The organism is Streptomyces antnestii (genome assembly GCF_004005495.1).
GTDB classification, from domain to species: Bacteria; Actinomycetota; Actinomycetes; order Streptomycetales; family Streptomycetaceae; genus Streptomyces; species Streptomyces antnestii.
The window spans coordinates 131,377-147,861 of record NZ_RZYA01000010.1; the positions used below are offsets into that span (position 1 = coordinate 131,377).

The 16,485-nt window shown below is 70.9% G+C and carries 11 protein-coding genes; 3 read left to right on the plus strand and 8 right to left on the minus strand.

Annotated features, from left to right (window positions below):
• Nucleotides 1–7: 7 nt before the first annotated feature.
• The 6 genes from ftsH to nsdA form a co-directional block, all read right to left on the minus strand.
• A complete protein-coding gene (ftsH, locus tag EOT10_RS21705) occupies nt 8–1,948 on the minus strand; it encodes an ATP-dependent zinc metalloprotease FtsH (RefSeq protein WP_127829947.1) in 1,941 nt (646 codons plus the stop codon).
• A gap of 170 nt (nt 1,949–2,118) precedes the next feature.
• Nucleotides 2,119–3,672: a signal recognition particle protein gene (gene ffh, locus EOT10_RS21710; protein WP_127829948.1), complete on the minus strand. Its 1,554-nt coding sequence runs from the start codon at nt 3,670–3,672 to the stop codon at nt 2,119–2,121.
• A gap of 126 nt (nt 3,673–3,798) precedes the next feature.
• Complete coding sequence (locus EOT10_RS21715) at nt 3,799–6,270, minus strand: [protein-PII] uridylyltransferase (RefSeq protein ID WP_127829949.1); 2,472 nt, start codon at nt 6,268–6,270, stop codon at nt 3,799–3,801.
• A 36-nt stretch (nt 6,271–6,306) separates the two neighbouring features.
• A complete protein-coding gene (locus EOT10_RS21720; protein WP_127829950.1) occupies nt 6,307–6,645 on the minus strand; it encodes a P-II family nitrogen regulator in 339 nt (112 codons plus the stop codon).
• A complete protein-coding gene (locus tag EOT10_RS21725) occupies nt 6,642–7,994 on the minus strand; it encodes an ammonium transporter (RefSeq protein ID WP_127829951.1) in 1,353 nt (450 codons plus the stop codon). The genes EOT10_RS21720 and EOT10_RS21725 overlap by 4 nt, the downstream gene beginning before the upstream one ends.
• A gap of 303 nt (nt 7,995–8,297) precedes the next feature.
• The gene (nsdA, locus tag EOT10_RS21730; RefSeq protein ID WP_127829952.1) at nt 8,298–9,770 is read right to left on the minus strand and encodes a transcriptional repressor NsdA; all 1,473 of its coding nucleotides are present in this window, start codon (nt 9,768–9,770) and stop codon (nt 8,298–8,300) included.
• 468 nt (nt 9,771–10,238) lie between these two features.
• On the opposite strand from nsdA, the gene EOT10_RS21735 reads away from it, so the two are divergent.
• Complete coding sequence (locus tag EOT10_RS21735) at nt 10,239–10,916, plus strand: bifunctional DNA primase/polymerase (RefSeq protein WP_127829953.1); 678 nt, start codon at nt 10,239–10,241, stop codon at nt 10,914–10,916.
• Nucleotides 10,917–10,988: 72 nt separating this feature from the next.
• On the opposite strand, the gene ftsY is transcribed toward EOT10_RS21735, so the two are convergent.
• Nucleotides 10,989–12,203, minus strand: coding sequence for a signal recognition particle-docking protein FtsY (gene ftsY / locus EOT10_RS21740; RefSeq protein WP_127829954.1), 1,215 nt, complete (start codon nt 12,201–12,203; stop codon nt 10,989–10,991).
• Nucleotides 12,204–12,426: 223 nt separating this feature from the next.
• On the opposite strand from ftsY, the gene EOT10_RS21745 reads away from it, so the two are divergent.
• Both EOT10_RS21745 and EOT10_RS21750 read left to right on the plus strand, forming a co-directional pair.
• Nucleotides 12,427–13,872, plus strand: a complete 1,446-nt coding sequence (locus EOT10_RS21745) for a cytosine permease (protein ID WP_127829955.1) — start codon at nt 12,427–12,429, stop codon at nt 13,870–13,872.
• A 67-nt stretch (nt 13,873–13,939) separates the two neighbouring features.
• Nucleotides 13,940–14,920 (plus strand): LLM class flavin-dependent oxidoreductase, encoded by a 981-nt coding sequence (locus EOT10_RS21750; RefSeq protein ID WP_127829956.1) that lies wholly within the window; start codon nt 13,940–13,942, stop codon nt 14,918–14,920.
• 40 nt (nt 14,921–14,960) lie between these two features.
• Here the strand turns inward: EOT10_RS21750 and EOT10_RS21755 are convergent, their stop codons facing one another.
• Nucleotides 14,961–16,385 carry a sugar porter family MFS transporter gene (locus EOT10_RS21755; RefSeq protein WP_127829957.1) on the minus strand — a complete coding sequence of 475 codons (1,425 nt, stop codon included), beginning with the start codon at nt 16,383–16,385 and terminating at the stop codon, nt 14,961–14,963.
• Nucleotides 16,386–16,485: the final 100 nt, after the last annotated feature.

Genomic DNA, 16,485 nt, shown 5'->3' on the forward strand with positions numbered 1-16,485 from the left:
ACGCCGGCTACTGCTCCTTCGTGAGGCGGGTGACGCCGGCGACGCGGTAGGCCTCCGCCTCGTCCAGGGTCTCGTTCTCCAGGAGCGCCGCGGCCAGGGCGTCCAACTGGCCGCGGTGGTCGCGGAGTTTGGTGCAGGCCTCCTCGTAGCACTCGTCGACGATGCGGCGCATCTCGTGGTCGATGGAGTCGAGGGTGTGCGGGGCGGCGGAGAGTCCGTAGGCCTGCTGGGCGTCGCCGGGCAGGGCGGAGAGGCGGCCGATGCGGTCGCTCATGCCCCAGCGGGCGACCATGCCGCGCGCGATGTTCGTGACCTGTTCGAGGTCGTTCTCGGCGCCGGTGGTGACGACCCCGTACACGACGTGTTCGGCCGCCATGCCGCCGAGGGCGCCGATGATGCGGCCGCGCAGGTACTCCTCCGTGTAGGCGTAGCGGTCGACTTCGGGGGTGGAGAGGGTGACGCCGAGGGCGCGGCCGCGCGGCACGATGGTGATCTTGCGGACGGGGTCGGCGCCGGGCTGGAGCATGCCGAGCAGGGCGTGGCCGCTCTCGTGGTACGCGGTGCGGCGGCGTTCCTCGTCCGGCATGACCAGCGGCCGTTCGGCGCCCAGCTGGACCTTCTCGAGGGCCCGGGAGAGGTCGGACTGGGTGACCGATCTCTGCTGCCGTTTGACGGCGAGGAGCGCGGCCTCGTTGGTGAGGTTGGCGAGGTCGGCGCCGGTCATGCCGGGGGTCGTGCGGGCGACCTGGGTCAGGTCCACGTCGTCGGCGAGCGGGATCTGCCGGGTGTGGATCTTGAGGATGGCCTCGCGTCCGCCGCGGTCGGGCGGGCTGACGGTCACGACGCGGTCGAAGCGGCCGGGGCGGGTGAGGGCCGGGTCGAGGACGTCGGCGCGGTTGGTGGCGGCGATGACGATGACGCCCTCGGAGCCGGAGAAGCCGTCCATCTCGGTGAGGATCTGGTTGAGGGTCTGCTCGCGCTCGTCGTGGCCGCCCATGCCGGAGCCGCCGCCGCGGGCCCGGCCGATGGTGTCGATCTCGTCGATGAAGATGATCGACGGCGCCACCTTGCGGGCCTCGGCGAAGAGTTCGCGTACGCGGGAGGCGCCGACGCCGACGATCATCTCGATGAACTCGGAGGCGGACGCGGAGAAGAACGGGACGCCGGCCTCGCCCGCGACGGCCCGGGCCAGCAGGGTCTTGCCGGTTCCGGGCGGGCCCGACAGGAGGACGCCGCGGGGCATCTTGGCGCCCATCTCGCGGTAGGCGTCGGGATTCTTGAGGAAGTCGACGACGTCGTCGACCTCGCCCGCGACCTCGTCGATCCCGGCGACGTCGGCGAACGTGGTGCGTTTCGTGCCGGGGTGCAGCTCGACCGGTTTCGGGGGCTGCTTGCGCCCGAGCATGCCTCCCCCGAAGCCACCGCCCATGCCGCCCTGCTGCATCCGGCGCGCGATGAAGATCCACAGCACGACGAGCAGCACCATCGGGGCGAGCGAGATGAGGAGGTTGGCGAGGAAGCTGCGCTCCCGGACGACCGGTTCGGCCGTGACGACGACGTGGTGCTTCTCCAGGTTCACCCAGAGGCTGTCGTCCGCGAAGGACGGGCGCTGGGTCGTGAACTTGGTGTAGTTGTGGCCGCCGCGCCCGGGCGTGGGCTGCTCCTTCTTGAGCTGCCCCTGGATCGCGTCGCCCTTGGAGTAGATCTTGGTGACGTTGTCGTCGGCGACCTGCTTGCTGAACTCGGTGTACGAGATCGTCGGCTCGTTGCCCTTGTTGAAGAAGGACAGGGCGAGGTTGGCGATGAGGTAGACGATCAGGGCCGTGAGGATGAGGCCGCCCCAGCCGCCCGGCATCTTCTTCTTGGGCTTGGAGGGCGGCGGAGGCGGCGCACCCTCGGAGCGCCACGGCTGGTCGGTCCGGTCGCGCGGGGGTACGGGGTTGGCCACGCCTCTCTCCTCCTGCCGTCACGCCTCTCGCTCATGACCGCACACATCCGTGGCCCTTGCCAGTCGGGGACGGGAGCCTTCCCCCGTAGACATGCGTAAGGGGCGCCCGCAATAGCGAGCGCCCCTTACACGTACGTCTACGGAGTCAGCGAGTGACCCGTCAGCCCACGTCAGCCCATGAACTTCTTGAACTCGTCCGGCAGTTCGAACTTCTCGTCCTGAGCGGCGGCCGGCAGGCCGAACGCGTTGCCGCCCTGCTCGGCGGCCTCGCGGCGCGCGGCCTCCTCGAGCTCCTGCTGCTTGCGCTTCATCGGGTTGCCGGAGCGCTGCTTGCCCTTGGCGGCCTTCTGCTTCTTCTTCTGCCGGCCGGGACCGCCGCCCATGCCCGGCATCCCGGGCATCCCCGGCATGCCGCCGCCCTGCGCCATGCGGGACATCATCTTGCGGGCCTCCATGAACCGCTCGACGAGGCTCTTGACGGCGCTGACCTCGACACCGGAGCCCTTGGCGATACGGGCGCGGCGCGAGCCGTTGATGATCGTGGCGTCGGCACGCTCGGCCGGGGTCATCGACTTGATGATGGCGGCCGTACGGTCGACGTCACGCTCGTCGAGGTTGTTGATCTGGTCCTTCATCTGCGCCATGCCGGGCAGCATGCCGAGCAGCTTGGAGATGGAGCCCATCTTCCTGACCTGCTCCATCTGGGCCAGGAAGTCGTCGAGCGTGAAGTCCTGGCCCTTCTTGGAGGCCAGCTTGGAGGCCATCTTCTCGGCCTCCTGCTGCGAGAAGGTCTGCTCGGCCTTCTCGATCAGCGTGAGCATGTCGCCCATGCCGAGGATGCGGGACGCCATGCGGTCCGGGTGGAACGCGTCGAAGTCGTCCAGCTTCTCGCCGTTCGAGGCGAACATGACCTGGCGGCCGGTGACGTGCGCGATCGACAGGGCGGCACCACCACGGGCGTCACCGTCGAGCTTGGAGAGCACGACACCGTCGAAGCCGACGCCGTCGCGGAAGGCCTCGGCCGTGTTGACCGCGTCCTGACCGATCATGGCGTCGACGACGAAGAGGACCTCGTCGGGCGAGACGGCGTCGCGGATGTCCGCGGCCTGCTGCATCAGCTCCTGGTCGATACCCAGGCGGCCGGCGGTGTCGACGATGACGACGTCGTACTGCTTCTGCCGGGCGAACTCGATCGAGTCCTTGGCGACCTGGACGGGGTCGCCCACGCCGTTGCCCGGCTCGGGGGCGAAAATGCCGACGCCGGCGCGCTCGGCGACGACGCTCAGCTGGTTCACGGCGTTCGGGCGCTGGAGGTCACAGGCGACGAGCAGCGGCGCGTGACCCTGCCCCTTCAGCCAGTGGCCGAGCTTTCCGGCGAGGGTCGTCTTACCGGCACCCTGCAGACCCGCGAGCATGATCACGGACGGCGGGTTCTTGGCGAACCGCAGGCGCCGGGTCTCGCCGCCGAGGATGCCGATGAGCTCCTCGTTGACGATCTTGATGACCTGCTGGGCGGGGTTCAGTGCCTGCGAGACCTCCGCGCCGGCCGCACGCTCCTTGACCTGCTTGATGAAGGCGCGGACGACGGGCAGCGCCACGTCCGCTTCGAGCAGGGCGATACGGATCTCGCGCGCCGTGGCGTCGATGTCCGCCTCGCTGAGGCGCCCCTTGCCGCGGAGGTTCTTGAATGTCGCTGCGAGGCGGTCGGAAAGAGTGTCGAACACGGCGGTCGCGAATCCTCGGGTTGAAGGGCGGGCGGACAGGTCGTCCTCCAGGGTATCCGGAGGTGTCCAGTGGGGTCTCCACCCCATTCGTACGAAGCCGTCCCTGGGGCGGACCTCACCTGCCCTCTACTCCCGCAGCGCCCCTTCCAGCGCACGCGCCACAGAGGCCGCGTCCGCCTCGGGGAGCGCGGCGCCGTCCGCCCGCGTGACATAGAACGCGTCCACGGCGTTCGACCCGAGCGTCGACACGTGCGCGGACCGCACCCGCACATCCGCCGTCTCGAGAGCCCTGCCGATCCGGTGCAGCAGGCCCGGGGCGTCCTGCGCCCGCACCTCGATCACCGTCGCGTGCCGGGAGGCGTCGGAGGCGACGGTGACCCGGGGCGGCGGCGGCACGGTGCCGCGCCGCCGCGGGTAGGCGGCGTCGCGTTCGGCGAGCCGGGCGGCGATGTCCAGGGAGCCGTCGAGCGCCCGTACGAGGTCCGTGCGCAGCCGGGCGGCCTGGGGCAGGGATCCGTACTCGGCGGCGACCCGCCAGTCGAGGAGCAGGGCCGTGCCCGGCACCTGGGCGGGCAGGTCGAGGGTGCGCAGCTCCGCCGTGCGGACGGTGAGCCGGTGCAGGGCGAGGACCCCGGCGACGGCGGGCAGCACGCCGGGCTGGTCGGGGACGGCGATGAGCAGTTCGACGCCGAGCGGCTCCGGGTCGGCGGGAGCGGCCTCGCCGGCCGGGGCCTCGGTCTGGGCCCGCAGGGACAGCACCGGGCCGCCCGTGCGGAACGCCTCCACGGCCAGCCGCTCCTGTTCGGCCGTCGGCTCTGCCTCGGCCGGACCCTCTCCCGCGCCCGTGGCCTCGCCCGAGAGGACCGCGGCGACCCTCCTGACCAGGTCGCTGACGAGTGACCCGCGCCACGACGACCAGGCGGCGGGCCCGGTCGCGAGGGCGTCCGCCTCCGTCAGCGCGTGCAGCAGTTCGAGCGTCCCCACGGATCCGACGGCGTCCGCGACGGCCCGCACCGTAGCCGGGTCCTCCAGGTCGCGCCGCGTCGCCGTCTCGATGAGCAGCAGGTGGTGGCGTACGAGGGTGGCGACGACGGTGACGTCGGTGCGGTCGAAGCCGATGCGCGCGGCCACGTCCCTCGCGATGGTCTCGCCGGCCACGGAGTGGTCGCCGGGCCAGCCCTTGCCGATGTCGTGCAGGAGCGCGGCGACGAGCAGCAGGTCGGGGCGGCCGACGCGGCGCGTGAGGTCGGCGGCGCGTACGGCCGTCTCGACGAGGTGCCGGTCGACGGTCCAGGTGTGCACGGCGTTGCGCTGGGGCCGGCACCGCACCCGCTCCCAGTCGGGCAGCAGCCGCGTGATCAGGCCCTCGGCCTCCAGCGCTTCCCACACCTCGACGGTGGGCCGCCCCGCGCCGAGCAGCGTGACGAGCTGTTCGCGGGCCTCGGCGGGCCACGGCGTGGGCAGGGGCCGTGCGGCGGCGGCCATCCTGCGGACGGCGTGCAGGGACAGCGGGAGTCCGGCCTGGGCGGCGGCAGCGGCGGCGCGCAGCGGGAGGACGGGGTCGCGCTCGGGCCGGGCGGCGCGGGCGAGTACCGCCTCGCCGTCCTGCTCGACGACGCCTTCGGCGAGCGGCGAGCGCTCGGTGACCGGTTTGGTGCCGCCGCCGAGCATGGCCCGCAGCCGGGGCCGCACGGACCGTGACGTGAGGACTCGGCCGACCTCGCGCCAGGTGACGTCGCTGGCGTAGGACACGGTGCGCGCGGCCTCGTAGACCTGACGGAGCAGGGTGTCGGCGTCGAGGAGGCCGAGTCCGGCGGCGACCTGGTCCTGTTCCTGGAGGGCGAGGCGGTCGGTGGCGCGGCCGGTGGCCAGGTGGAGTGCGTCGCGTACGTCGAGGAGGCGGCGGCGCGCGTCGTCGAGGCCTTCCCTGGGGGCGTCCGCGAGCCAGGAAGCGGCGACGGCGCGCAGCGCGGTGGCGTCCCTGAGCCCGCCCCTGGCCTCCTTGAGGTCGGGTTCGAGGAGGTACTGCAACTCGCCCTGGCGCTCGGCCCGTTCCTCGCACAGCTCGCGCAGTTCGGGCAGCCGTTTCGGTGCCTGGTTGCGCCAGTCGGCGAGGACGGCGGTGCGCAGGCCCGCCGTCAGTCCGGGGTCCCCCGCGAGGTGCCGGGCGTCGAGGAGCCCGAGCTGCACCTTGATGTCCTCGCCCGCGGTCCTACGGGCCTCGGCCGGTGTGCGGACGGAGTGGTCGAGGGCGAGCCCGAGGTCCCACACGGGGTACCAGACGCGGTCGGCGAGCGAGGCGACGGCGCCGGGGTCCGCGTTGCCGTCGTGCAGGAGCAGCAGGTCGAGGTCGCTGCGCGGGGAGAGCTCGCCGCGTCCGTAGCCGCCGACGGCGACGAGGGACACTCCCGTGAGCGCGCCCGCCCCGGCGTCGAACAGGGCGGCGAGCCAGTCGTCGGTCAGTCCGGCGAGCGCGGCACGGCGCGGCGGCCCGGGCCGCGTCTCCCCCTGGAGGAGCCGCAGCCGGGCCGCCGCGTAGCCGCTGGGTGCCGACTTGTCGTCGTCCGGTTTGTCGGTCTGCACTTCCACACTCGTCACCCAGCGACTCCTCTCATGCAAGTACAGCGCGTCCGATTACAGCGCGTCCGGTCCGCGTTCACCGGTGCGGACCCTGACCGCCGTCTCGACCGGGACGGCCCAGACCTTGCCGTCCCCGATCTTGCCGGTCCGTGCGGCCTTGACCACGACATCGACGAGCTGTTCGGCGTCGTCGTCCTCGACCAGTACCTCTATGCGGATCTTCGGTACGAGGTCGACGGTGTACTCGGCGCCGCGGTAGACCTCGGTGTGGCCGCGCTGGCGGCCGTAGCCGCTGGCCTCGGTGACGGTCAGGCCCTGGACGCCGAAGGCCTGGAGGGCTTCCTTGATCTCGTCGAGCCGGTGCGGCTTGACGACGGCCGTGATGAGCTTCATGCGTCCACCTTCTTGGTCTGCGCTGCTGCTGCCTCCTGGACCGGCCCGGGCGCGGCCGAACGGGGGGCCGTGCCGCCGCCCGCGCCGCTGAAGTCGTACGCGGTCTCGGCGTGCTCGACCTGGTCGATGCCGGAGACCTCGTCGTCCTCACTGACCCGCATACCCATCGTCCTGTCGATCAGGAAGGCGAGGATCGCGGAGGCGACGAGCGAGTACACGAGGACCGCGCCGACGCCGGCGAGCTGCTTCCACAGCTGGGTCAGGCCGCCGCCGTAGAAGAGGCCCTTGGCGTCGGACTGGCCGCCGCCGGTGGCGAAGAAGCCGATGAGGACCGAGCCGATGACACCGCCGACGAGGTGGACGCCGACGACGTCGAGGGAGTCGTCGTAGCCGAACTTGTACTTGAGGCCGACGGCCATGGCGCACAGGACGCCCGCGATGGCGCCGATGGCGATCGCGCCGAGCGGCGAGCAGGAGCCGCCGGACGGGGTGATGGCGACGAGGCCCGCGACCGCTCCGGAGGCGGCGCCGAGCGTGGTGAACGCGCCGTGCCGGATCTTCTCGTAGAGGAGCCAGGCGAGCATGGCGGCGGCAGTGGCGACCTGGGTGTTGACGAACATCAGCGCGCCGACGCCGTCGTCGTTGCCGAGCCACGAGCCTGCGTTGAACCCGAACCAGCCGAACCACAGCAGACCGGCGCCGAGCATCACGAGCGGCAGGGAGTGCGGCCGCATCGGGTCCTTCTTGAAGCCGACGCGCTTGCCGATGACGAGGATCACACCGAGAGCGGCCGCACCCGCGTTGATGTGCACCGCGGTTCCGCCGGCGAAGTCGATGACGCCGAGGTCGAACGCCCAGCCGCCGGTGCCCCAGACCCAGTGCGCGACGGGGAAGTACACGATCGTGACCCACAGCGTGATGAACAGCGCCCAGGCGCTGAACTTCACGCGGTCGGCGAGCGCGCCGCTGATCAGCGCGGGCGTGATGATCGCGAACATCAGCTGGAAGACGGCGAAGACGTAGACCGGGATGGTGTAGCCGTCCCACAGCTGCGTCAGGCCGATGCCGCTGAGCCCGACGTAGTGCGAGTTCCAGCCGATGATGCTGCCGTGGTCGGTGCCGAAGGCGGCGGAGAAGCCGTAGAGAACCCACAGGATCGTGACGATCCCGAGGCTGATGAAGCTCATCATCAGCATGTTCAGGGTGGACTTGACGCGGACCATGCCTCCGTAGAAGAAGGCGAGTCCCGGCGTCATGATCATCACCAGGGCGGAACAGATCAGCATGAACCCTGTGTTGGCGGCAGACAGCGTGGGCGTGTCTGCGGCAAGCGTGATGCCTGGGGGCATCGGCGTCTCCTCGTCGTTGGTACGGCCCCGTGCGGGCGAAGCCTGTGCGGTCAAGAGGGGTGGGCCGGTTATGCGCCATGAGACTGGCGCAGCGCGGTTTCCGTGGACGCCCCTCGATGTTTCGCCGCAGTGACGAAGACGTCGTGCGTGTTACGCGTCAATGAACTGCCGGATGCCGGGCGGGACGGTCGTTACCGTGACGCGACCGGCGGGAACCGGCCGCGGCGGGCCGTCCGGTCGGCCTGGCGCGGGGGAGCCGGGTCGGGCTGTCCGGGACGGGCCGGCCGCGGCCGGGGACCGGGGTCAGACCGCTTCGGCTGTCTCGGGCAGGTGGATGGCGAGCTGGTCGGTGAGGTGCGCGACCTCGGCGACGTCCCCGAAGTCACGGACCGCGGTGTCGACGGTCTTGCGGATCCGGGTGTTGACCCGCTCGGAGCGGACCTTCTTGGCGATCACCATGGCCTGCTCGGCCAGCACCGTGGACTGCTCGGGCTCGCGCTGGAGCAGATGCACGGTGGCCATCCCGATCAGGTTCAGCGCGTACGACCGCTGGTGCTCGGAGTCCTTCCCGAAAAGCTCGACGGCCCGCCGCATCAGGGGCTCGGACATCGAGGCGTACGTGGGGCTGCGGCCCGCCACATAGGCGAGGTCGCGGTACGAGTGGGAGTTCTCCCCGTGCAGCTCGGCCTCGGAGAAGAAGCGGATCCAGTCGGGGTCCGGCTCGTCCCAGTCGTCGGCGTCGTGGAACGTCTCCTCGGCCATCCGCACGGCCCGCTTGCACTTGCCGGGCTGCCCGATGTTCGCGTACGCGCGGGCCTCCATCGCATACAGCATGGCCTGGGTCCGCGGACTGGCGCAGTCCCGACTGCCGTACTGGGCGAGATGGATCAGTTCGAGCGCGTCGTCGGGCCTGCCGAGGTGGATCATCTGCCGGCTCATGGAGGAGAGGATGTACGAGCCGAGCGGCTTGTCGCCGGCTTCCTTGGCGGCGTGCAGGGCGAGGACGAAGTACTTCTGGGCGGTGGGCTGGAGGCCCACGTCGTAGCTCATCCAGCCCGCCAGCTCGGCCAGTTCGGCCGCGACCTTGAAGAGGCGCTTCGTGGTGGCCTCGGCCTGTGGCTCCTGCAGCAGGTCGGTCACCTCGTGCAGCTGGCCGACGACGGCCTTGCGGCGCAGCCCGCCGCCGCACTGGGCGTCCCACTGACGGAACATGACCGTCGTGGACTCCAGGAGGTCGAGCTCGGGCTTCGAGAGCCGGTGGCCGCGGCCCAGGGCCGAGGGGTCCGGCTCCGCCACCGGAGTGCCGGGCGTGGGCACGAGCCAGCGCTGCATGGGCTCGATGAGGGCGGGGCCCGCGGAGAGCGCGAGGGCGCTGCCGAGGAAGCCGCGCCGCGCCAGCATCAGGTCACTGCGGGAGAACTCGCCGATCAGGGCCACGGTCTGCGGACCAGTCCACGGCAGGTCGACGCCGGACACGGAGGGCGACTGGTGCGCGGCGCGCAGCCCGAGGTCCTCGACGGCGACGACGCAGCCGAAGCGCTCGGAGAACAGCTCGGACAGGATCCGCGGGATCGGCTCGCGCGGATTCTCCCCGTCGAGCCAGCGGCGTACGCGCGAGGTGTCCGTGGAGATGTGGTTGGCGCCCAACTGGCGGGCACGCCGGTTCACTTGGCGTGCCAGCTCGCCCTTGGACCAGCCGCTGCGCAGGAACCAAGAGCTCAGCAGCTCGTTGGGGAGCTTCTCAGCGTTCGTCACGCTTCCGTCGCTGCCGCCCACTGGAACGCCCCCATCCCTGAAGCCACCTCTTCGCCACCCCGCCGTTGCGCGGTGCGACGTGTGCCAAGCCCTACCAGCATGCCGTCAACCACGGCCGCCCGTCCGGCAGTTGTCACTCCTCGAACAGGAAACCGACTTGCCTGCGGCATACCCAAAATTGCATGTGTTCCCGGGGCTTGTGTACCGAAAGTAATCCTACGATCACCCCTCCGGCCATGGCGAACCCGGAAACGCCACCATTCGCCACCCCTTCGAATGAACTGGGGGAGCGCGACACACGATTCACTTGACATAGGACGGCCGAAAGTGGGCGGAGCGGTGTACGCCGGGGCGCGCGACACCGGGCGCACCACCCCCAAGTGACGTGACGCCGCCCCGAGCCGGTGGTTCACGACCTCGACCGCAGCAGAGGGTCACGATCCGATTCCGTCTCGTAACCACCGGTGCGCAGGACCCGTTGGAGGGGGCATGGGCTTCACGATCGGCGGCAGCCGCGGGATTCTCGACATCCGGACCGGCGCGCGCCGCCGCGGCCGCACTTCGGGCCGCGCGTCGGACTGCACCTCGGTGGCCGAGTTCACCGGGCTCTGGGGCTGGGAGGCGGTGCCGGGTGCGCGCGCCTCGGCCGGCGCCTGTTCCTGCGGCAGAGCCGACTGCCCCTCCCCCGGCGCCCACCCCCTCGACCAGGCGCCGACCGTGCCCGCGGGCGCGACGCTCGACGACGTGACCGAGTCCTGGGGGCAGTTCCCCGGCGCCGCGGTGATGCTGCCCGTCGGCCGGGCGTTCGACATCCTCGACGTACCCGAGGCGGCCGGCCGTCGCGCGCTCGTCCGCATGGAGCGCATGGGGCTCCCCCTCGGCCCCGTCACGGTGACCCCCGAGGGGCGCGCCCACTTCTTCGTCGCACCGGGCTCCGCCGCCGAACTCGGCTCGCTGCTCTACCGCATGGGCTGGGACGACGCCGCCCTCGACCTGCACGCGCTCGGCCCCGGCAGCTTCATCACCGCCCCGCCCTCCGACCGCGGCGGCCTCGGCCCGGTCCGCTGGCTGCGCGCCCCCTCGCTCGACACGGCGACACAGCCACCGCAGGCCCGCCTCGTCCTGGGGACCCTGGCGTACGTCGCCCATCGCTCCCCGGCCGGCTGACGGCACCCCGTCACACGAGAGCGCCCGCTCCCTGACCGTGTCAGGGGCGGGCGCTTCCTCGTGACCGCGCGGCTACTCGCCGATCAGCGCGTCCACGAACGCCTCCGCCTCGAAGGGCGCCAGGTCGTCGGGGCCCTCGCCGAGGCCGATCAGCTTCACCGGCACGCCGAGCTCGCGCTGCACGGCGATGACGATGCCGCCCTTGGCGGTGCCGTCGAGCTTGGTGAGCACGATGCCGGTGATGTCCACCACCTCGGCGAAGACGCGGGCCTGGACCAGGCCGTTCTGCCCGGTCGTCGCGTCGAGGACGAGCAGGATCTCGTCGAGCGGCGCGTGCTTCTCGACGACGCGCTTCACCTTGCCGAGCTCGTCCATGAGGCCGGTCTTGGTGTGCAGCCGGCCCGCGGTGTCGATGAGGACGACGTCGGCGCCCTCCTCGATGCCCTCCTTGACGGAGTCGAAGGCGATCGACGCGGGGTCGCCGCCCTCGGGGCCGCGCACGGTGCGGGCGCCGACGCGCTCGCCCCAGGTCTGCAGCTGGTCGGCGGCGGCGGCGCGGAACGTGTCGGCGGCACCGAGCACCACGTTCTTGCCGTCGGCGACCAGGACGCGGGCGAGCTTGCCGGTGGTGGTGGTCTTGCCGGTGCCGTTGACCCCGACGACCATCACGATGCCCGGGCCCTCCAGCGCCTCGGTGTTGACCGAGCGGTCGAACTCCGGGACGAGGAGCTGGAGCAGCTCCTCGCGCAGCAGCGCGCGCAGCTCGTCGGGCGTGCGGGTGCCGAGCACCTTGACGCGCTCGCGCAGCCGGTCGACGAGCTCCTGCGTGGGCTGCACGCCGACATCGGCGGTGAGCAGCGTGTCCTCGATCTCCTCCCAGGTGTCCTCGTCCAGGTGCTCGCGCGAGAGGAGCGTGAGCAGCCCCTTGCCGAGCGCGTTCTGCGAGCGGGAGAGCCGGGTGCGCAGGCGCACGAGGCGCCCCGCGGTCGGCTCCGGAACCTCGATCTCGGGCGCGGCGGGAGCCGGGGGCTCCGCGACCGCGGTGGGCGCGGACGGCTCCGCCCCGCTGACCGGGAGGTCGACCTCCTCGATCGTGCGGCGGGGTTCGTCGCGCGGCGTCTCGGCCTCTTCGCCGATGTGCGGCTCGGCCGGAGGGGCGGTGATGTCGGGAACAGAGGGGGGCGGCGGGGGCAGCCGCTTCTTCCCGCGGCTGCCGACCACGAGCCCGCCGACGAGTGCGCCGACCACGACCACGGCGATGACTACAGCAAGGATGACGATTTCCATAACTCGTCCAGTATCAGCCATGGGCCCCCGGAACACGGCGGTTGCGGCCGCTTGTGGTTTCCTCCGAAGAACATAAGCCTCTTGAGTGCATTACTCGGACTAAAGTACGATGGAAGAGGCCGCGTCAACGCGCGTAGAGTCCAACGCGTCCCCTCCCCACACCCCCCACCGGCTCTCCCGCCCCAGGGAAATGAGCCGAGCGAGAGGCACGGAACCCCACCGCATGAGCAAGACCGCCGAAACCGAAGGCGCCCTCGAAACGCGCGGCATCGAGCCCGTCCCCGAGTCCGAGCGCACCGCCAGGACCCGTGAGCTGTTCCCGACCTGGGTCGCCGCCAACATCAGCGTCCTGCTGCTCACGATGGGCGCGAGCCTGATCGTCGCGTACAAGCTCAATTTCTGGCAGGCGCTCGTCGTCGCGATCGCCGCCCCCGTCGTGTCGTACGGCCTCGTCGGCCTGATCGGCATCGCCGGCAAGCGCGGCGGCGCCCCGGGCATGGCCCTGTCCCGCGCGGTCTTCGGCCAGCGGGGGAACCTGCTGCCGGGCTCGCTGATCTGGGTCGCCCGCTGGGGCTGGGAGACGATCAACGCGGTGACCGGCGCCTACGCCGTGCTCACCGTCCTGGACATCCTCTTCGGCGTGAAGAGCAACAAGGTCCTGGTGATCGTCACGCTGCTGCTCTTCGTCGTCGCGACGTTCGTGATCTCCGGCCTCGGGATCAACGCCGTACAGAAGTGCAACAAGTACGCGACCTACCTCTTCGGCCTCTTCTCGGTGCTCGTGCTCGTCTATCTGATCGCCAACACCGACTGGGCCCGGGTCTTCCACCAGCCCGCGGGCAAGACGTCGCTGATGTTCGCCGGCATCGGCCTGATCGCCGCGGGCGGCGTCAGCTGGATCCCCGCGTCGCCGGACTTCACGCGCTACCTGCCGCGCACGGCCTCGTCGGTGGCGATCGTGCGCAACTCCGTCGGTGGCGCCGGCATCGTCGTCCTGCCGATGGTCCTGATGGGCGCCGTCATGGCGGTCTCCACGCCGTCCCTGGCCTCGGCCGCCGACCCGGTCTCCTTCCTCGGCGAGATCCTGCCGCTGTGGATCGCGGTCCCGTACCTCCTGATCGCCCTGGTCGGCATGCTGCTGATCAACGCGATGTCGATGTACTCGGCCGGCTTCACGGCCCAGACGCTCGGCTTCAAGGTCCCGCGTCACTGGGCCGTCTCGGTGAACGCCCTGATCTCGCTCGTCTTCGGCGGCATCCTGATGCTCGTCGCGACCAGCTTCATGGGCTCGTTCATCGCCTTCCTCTCGCTGCTCGCCGTGGCCTTCTCGGCCTGGGTCGGTGTCTTCGGCGCCGACATGCTGCGCCGCACGGAGTACGACGCGAAGGCCCTCGTCGACACCACGCGCGCCAGCGCCTACTGGTACAAGGGCGGCTTCAGCCCGGCGGCCGTGGCCGCGTGGGCGATCGGCCTGGCCGGCGGCCTGCTGTTCACCACGTCGGACTGGTTCACCGGCCCGCTCGCGGCGAACAACCCGATCGGTGAGTACGGCCTCGGCTGGGTCGCCACGATCGTGATCTCGGGCCTGCTCTACGTGGTCCTGCCCAAGCCCGCCGTCGTGACGCCCGAGGCCCCGGCCGAAGAGGAGCGCGAGACCCTGGCTGTCTGACGTTCCGTCAGCTACCGTCCCCCTTCACCGGCGGCCCCCGTCCCCGCCGGGTGAAGGGGGATTTCTCATGCCCGTCACGGTCGTGCGCTTCAACCTGGTGGACCCCGCGGCCACACCCGAGTCACTGAGCGCCCGCTACAAGGCCGCCGTGGAGATGGCGGCGTACGCCGACGACCGCGGCATCGCCACCGTCCAGACCGAGGAGCACCACGGCGTCGCCAACAACTGGCTGCCCTCGCCGTTCACCTTCGCCGGCGCCGTCTTCGGCGCGACCCGGCGCATCGCCGTCACGGTCTCCGCGATCATCGGCCCGCTGCACGACCCGCTGCGCCTCGCGGAGGACATCGCCGTACTCGACCTGCTGAGCGGCGGCCGGCTCGTCACCGTCGCGGGCATCGGCTACCGGCCCGAGGAGTACGGGCAGTTCGACGTGGAGTGGAAGCGGCGCGGCCGGCTCCAGGACGAGCTTCTGGAGACGCTGCTCAAGGCCTGGACGGGCGAGGAGTTCGAGTTCCGCGGGCGCACGGTCCGCGTCACGCCGCGCCCGTACACCCAGCCCCACCCGCTGCTCCTGGTCGGCGGCTCCTCGAAGGCGGCGGCGAAGCGCGCGGCCCGGCTCGGCCTGCCGTTCTTCCCGAGCGCGCATCTGCCCGACCTCGAGGCGTACTACAAGGAGCAGCTCGTCGAGCACGGCACCGAGGGCTGGACGATGATGCCTGCCGCGGAGACCGCGCTGCTGCACGTCGCCGAGGACCCCGACCGCGTCTGGGCCGAGTACGGCGAGCACTTCCTGCACGAGGCGCGAACGTACGCCTCCTGGCAGTCCTCGGACATCAAGTCGGCGGTGAAGTCGGGCGCGACGACGGTCGACGAGCTGCGCGCCGAGGGCGTCTACCGGATCCTCACGCCCGACGAGTGCGTGGAGCAGGCCCTCGACACCTATGTGCTGCACCCTCTGTCGGGCGGGATGCCGGTCGACGAGGGCTGGCGCAGCCTGCAGCTGTTCTGCGAAAACGTACTGCCCCGGCTCGACGACCAGGAGGTCTGAGCCGGGGCAGTGACGAGGGTGAGGAGATGGCAGCGGGGACTTAACCCATCTCCTCCAACGCCTTGCCCTTGGTCTCCTTCACGAACTTGAGCATGAAGGGGATCGAGAGCGCGGCGAAGACTGTGTAGATGATGTACGTGCCGGAGAGGTTCCAGTCGGCCAGCGACGGGAAGCTCGCGGTGATCGCCCAGTTGGCGATCCACTGCGCGGAGGCGGCCACACCGAGCGCCGCCGCACGGATCTTGTTCGGGAACATCTCGCCGAGGAAGACCCAGACGACGACGCCCCAGGACATCGCGAAGGACAGGACGAAGAAGTGGGCGGCGATCAGGGCGACCCAGCCCTGCGTGGCCGGCAGCTTCCCGTCCACCAGGTCGTACGAGAACGCCCAGGCCTCCAGGGCGAGACCGATGACCATGCCCGCGGAACCGACCAGGGCCAGCGGCTTGCGGCCGACGCGGTCCACCAGGACCATCGCGATCACGGTGCCGATGATGTTGATGATCGACGTGGTGAACGAGTAGAAGAACGAGTCCGTCGGGTTCACGCCGACCGACTGCCACAGCGTCGAGGAGTAGTAGAACGCGACGTTGATGCCGACGAACTGCTGGAAGACGGAGAGGCCGATGCCGATCCAGACGATCGGCTTGAAGTAGAGGCCGCCGTTGCCCTTGCCGGAGAGCAGGTCCTTGAACGTGGACTTGTGCTCGCTCTTCATCGCGTGCTCGATCTCGGCGACGCGGGCGTCCAGGTCGATCTTCGTGCCCTCGACCTCGGCGAGGATCTCCTTGGCCCTGGCCTCCTTGCCGACCGAGATGAGGAAGCGCGGCGACTCGGGGATCGCGAAGGACAGCATGCCGTAGAGGACGGCCGGGATGACCATCACGCCGAGCATGACCTGCCAGGCCTCCAGGCCCATGACCTGACCGCGCTGGTCGCCGCCGGCGGCTTGCAGGATCCCGTAGTTGACGAGCTGCGAGATGGCGATGCCGACGACGATCGCGGCCTGCTGGAAGGAGCCGAGCCGGCCGCGGTAGGCGGCGGGCGAGACCTCGGCGATGTAGGCCGGGCCGATGACCGAGGCCATGCCGATGCCGAAGCCGCCGATGATCCGCCAGAAGGCCAGGTCCCAGAGGGCGAAGGGGAGTGCGGAGCCGACGGCGCTGACGGCGAAGAGGACGGCCGCGATCTGCATGCAGCGGATGCGGCCGATGCGGTCGGCGATCCGGCCGGCGGTGGCCGCGCCGATGGCGCAGCCGATCAGTGCGATGGCGATGACCTGGGCGAGCGTTCCGGAGCCGATGCCGTAGCGGTCGCGGATGGCCACGACGGCTCCGTTGATCACGGCACTGTCGTAGCCGAAGAGGAAGCCGCCCATGGCGGCAGCCGCCGTGATGAAGATGACGTGGCCGAGATGATCGGGATGCGCTTCCCGGGCAGCCGGCGGCTTCGCTGTGCTGGTCACGTGTACTCCTCGGGCCACGGCAACGGTGCCGGGGTGGGGGTGAGAGCCCTTCCAGTGGCGCACAACTTCGCGCCGCCCACCACTGAAGGTAAAAGCAACG

Coding starts and splice junctions, on each gene's coding strand:
- ftsY (WP_127829954.1), bottom strand. CDS start 12,203: ATGGAAATCGTCATCCTTGCTGTAGTCATCGCCGTGGTCGTGGTCGGC.
- EOT10_RS21720 (WP_127829950.1), bottom strand. CDS start 6,645: ATGAAGCTCATCACGGCCGTCGTCAAGCCGCACCGGCTCGACGAGATC.
- EOT10_RS21745 (WP_127829955.1), top strand. CDS start 12,427: ATGAGCAAGACCGCCGAAACCGAAGGCGCCCTCGAAACGCGCGGCATC.
- EOT10_RS21735 (WP_127829953.1), top strand. CDS start 10,239: ATGGGCTTCACGATCGGCGGCAGCCGCGGGATTCTCGACATCCGGACC.
- EOT10_RS21750 (WP_127829956.1), top strand. CDS start 13,940: ATGCCCGTCACGGTCGTGCGCTTCAACCTGGTGGACCCCGCGGCCACA.
- EOT10_RS21725 (WP_127829951.1), bottom strand. CDS start 7,994: ATGCCCCCAGGCATCACGCTTGCCGCAGACACGCCCACGCTGTCTGCC.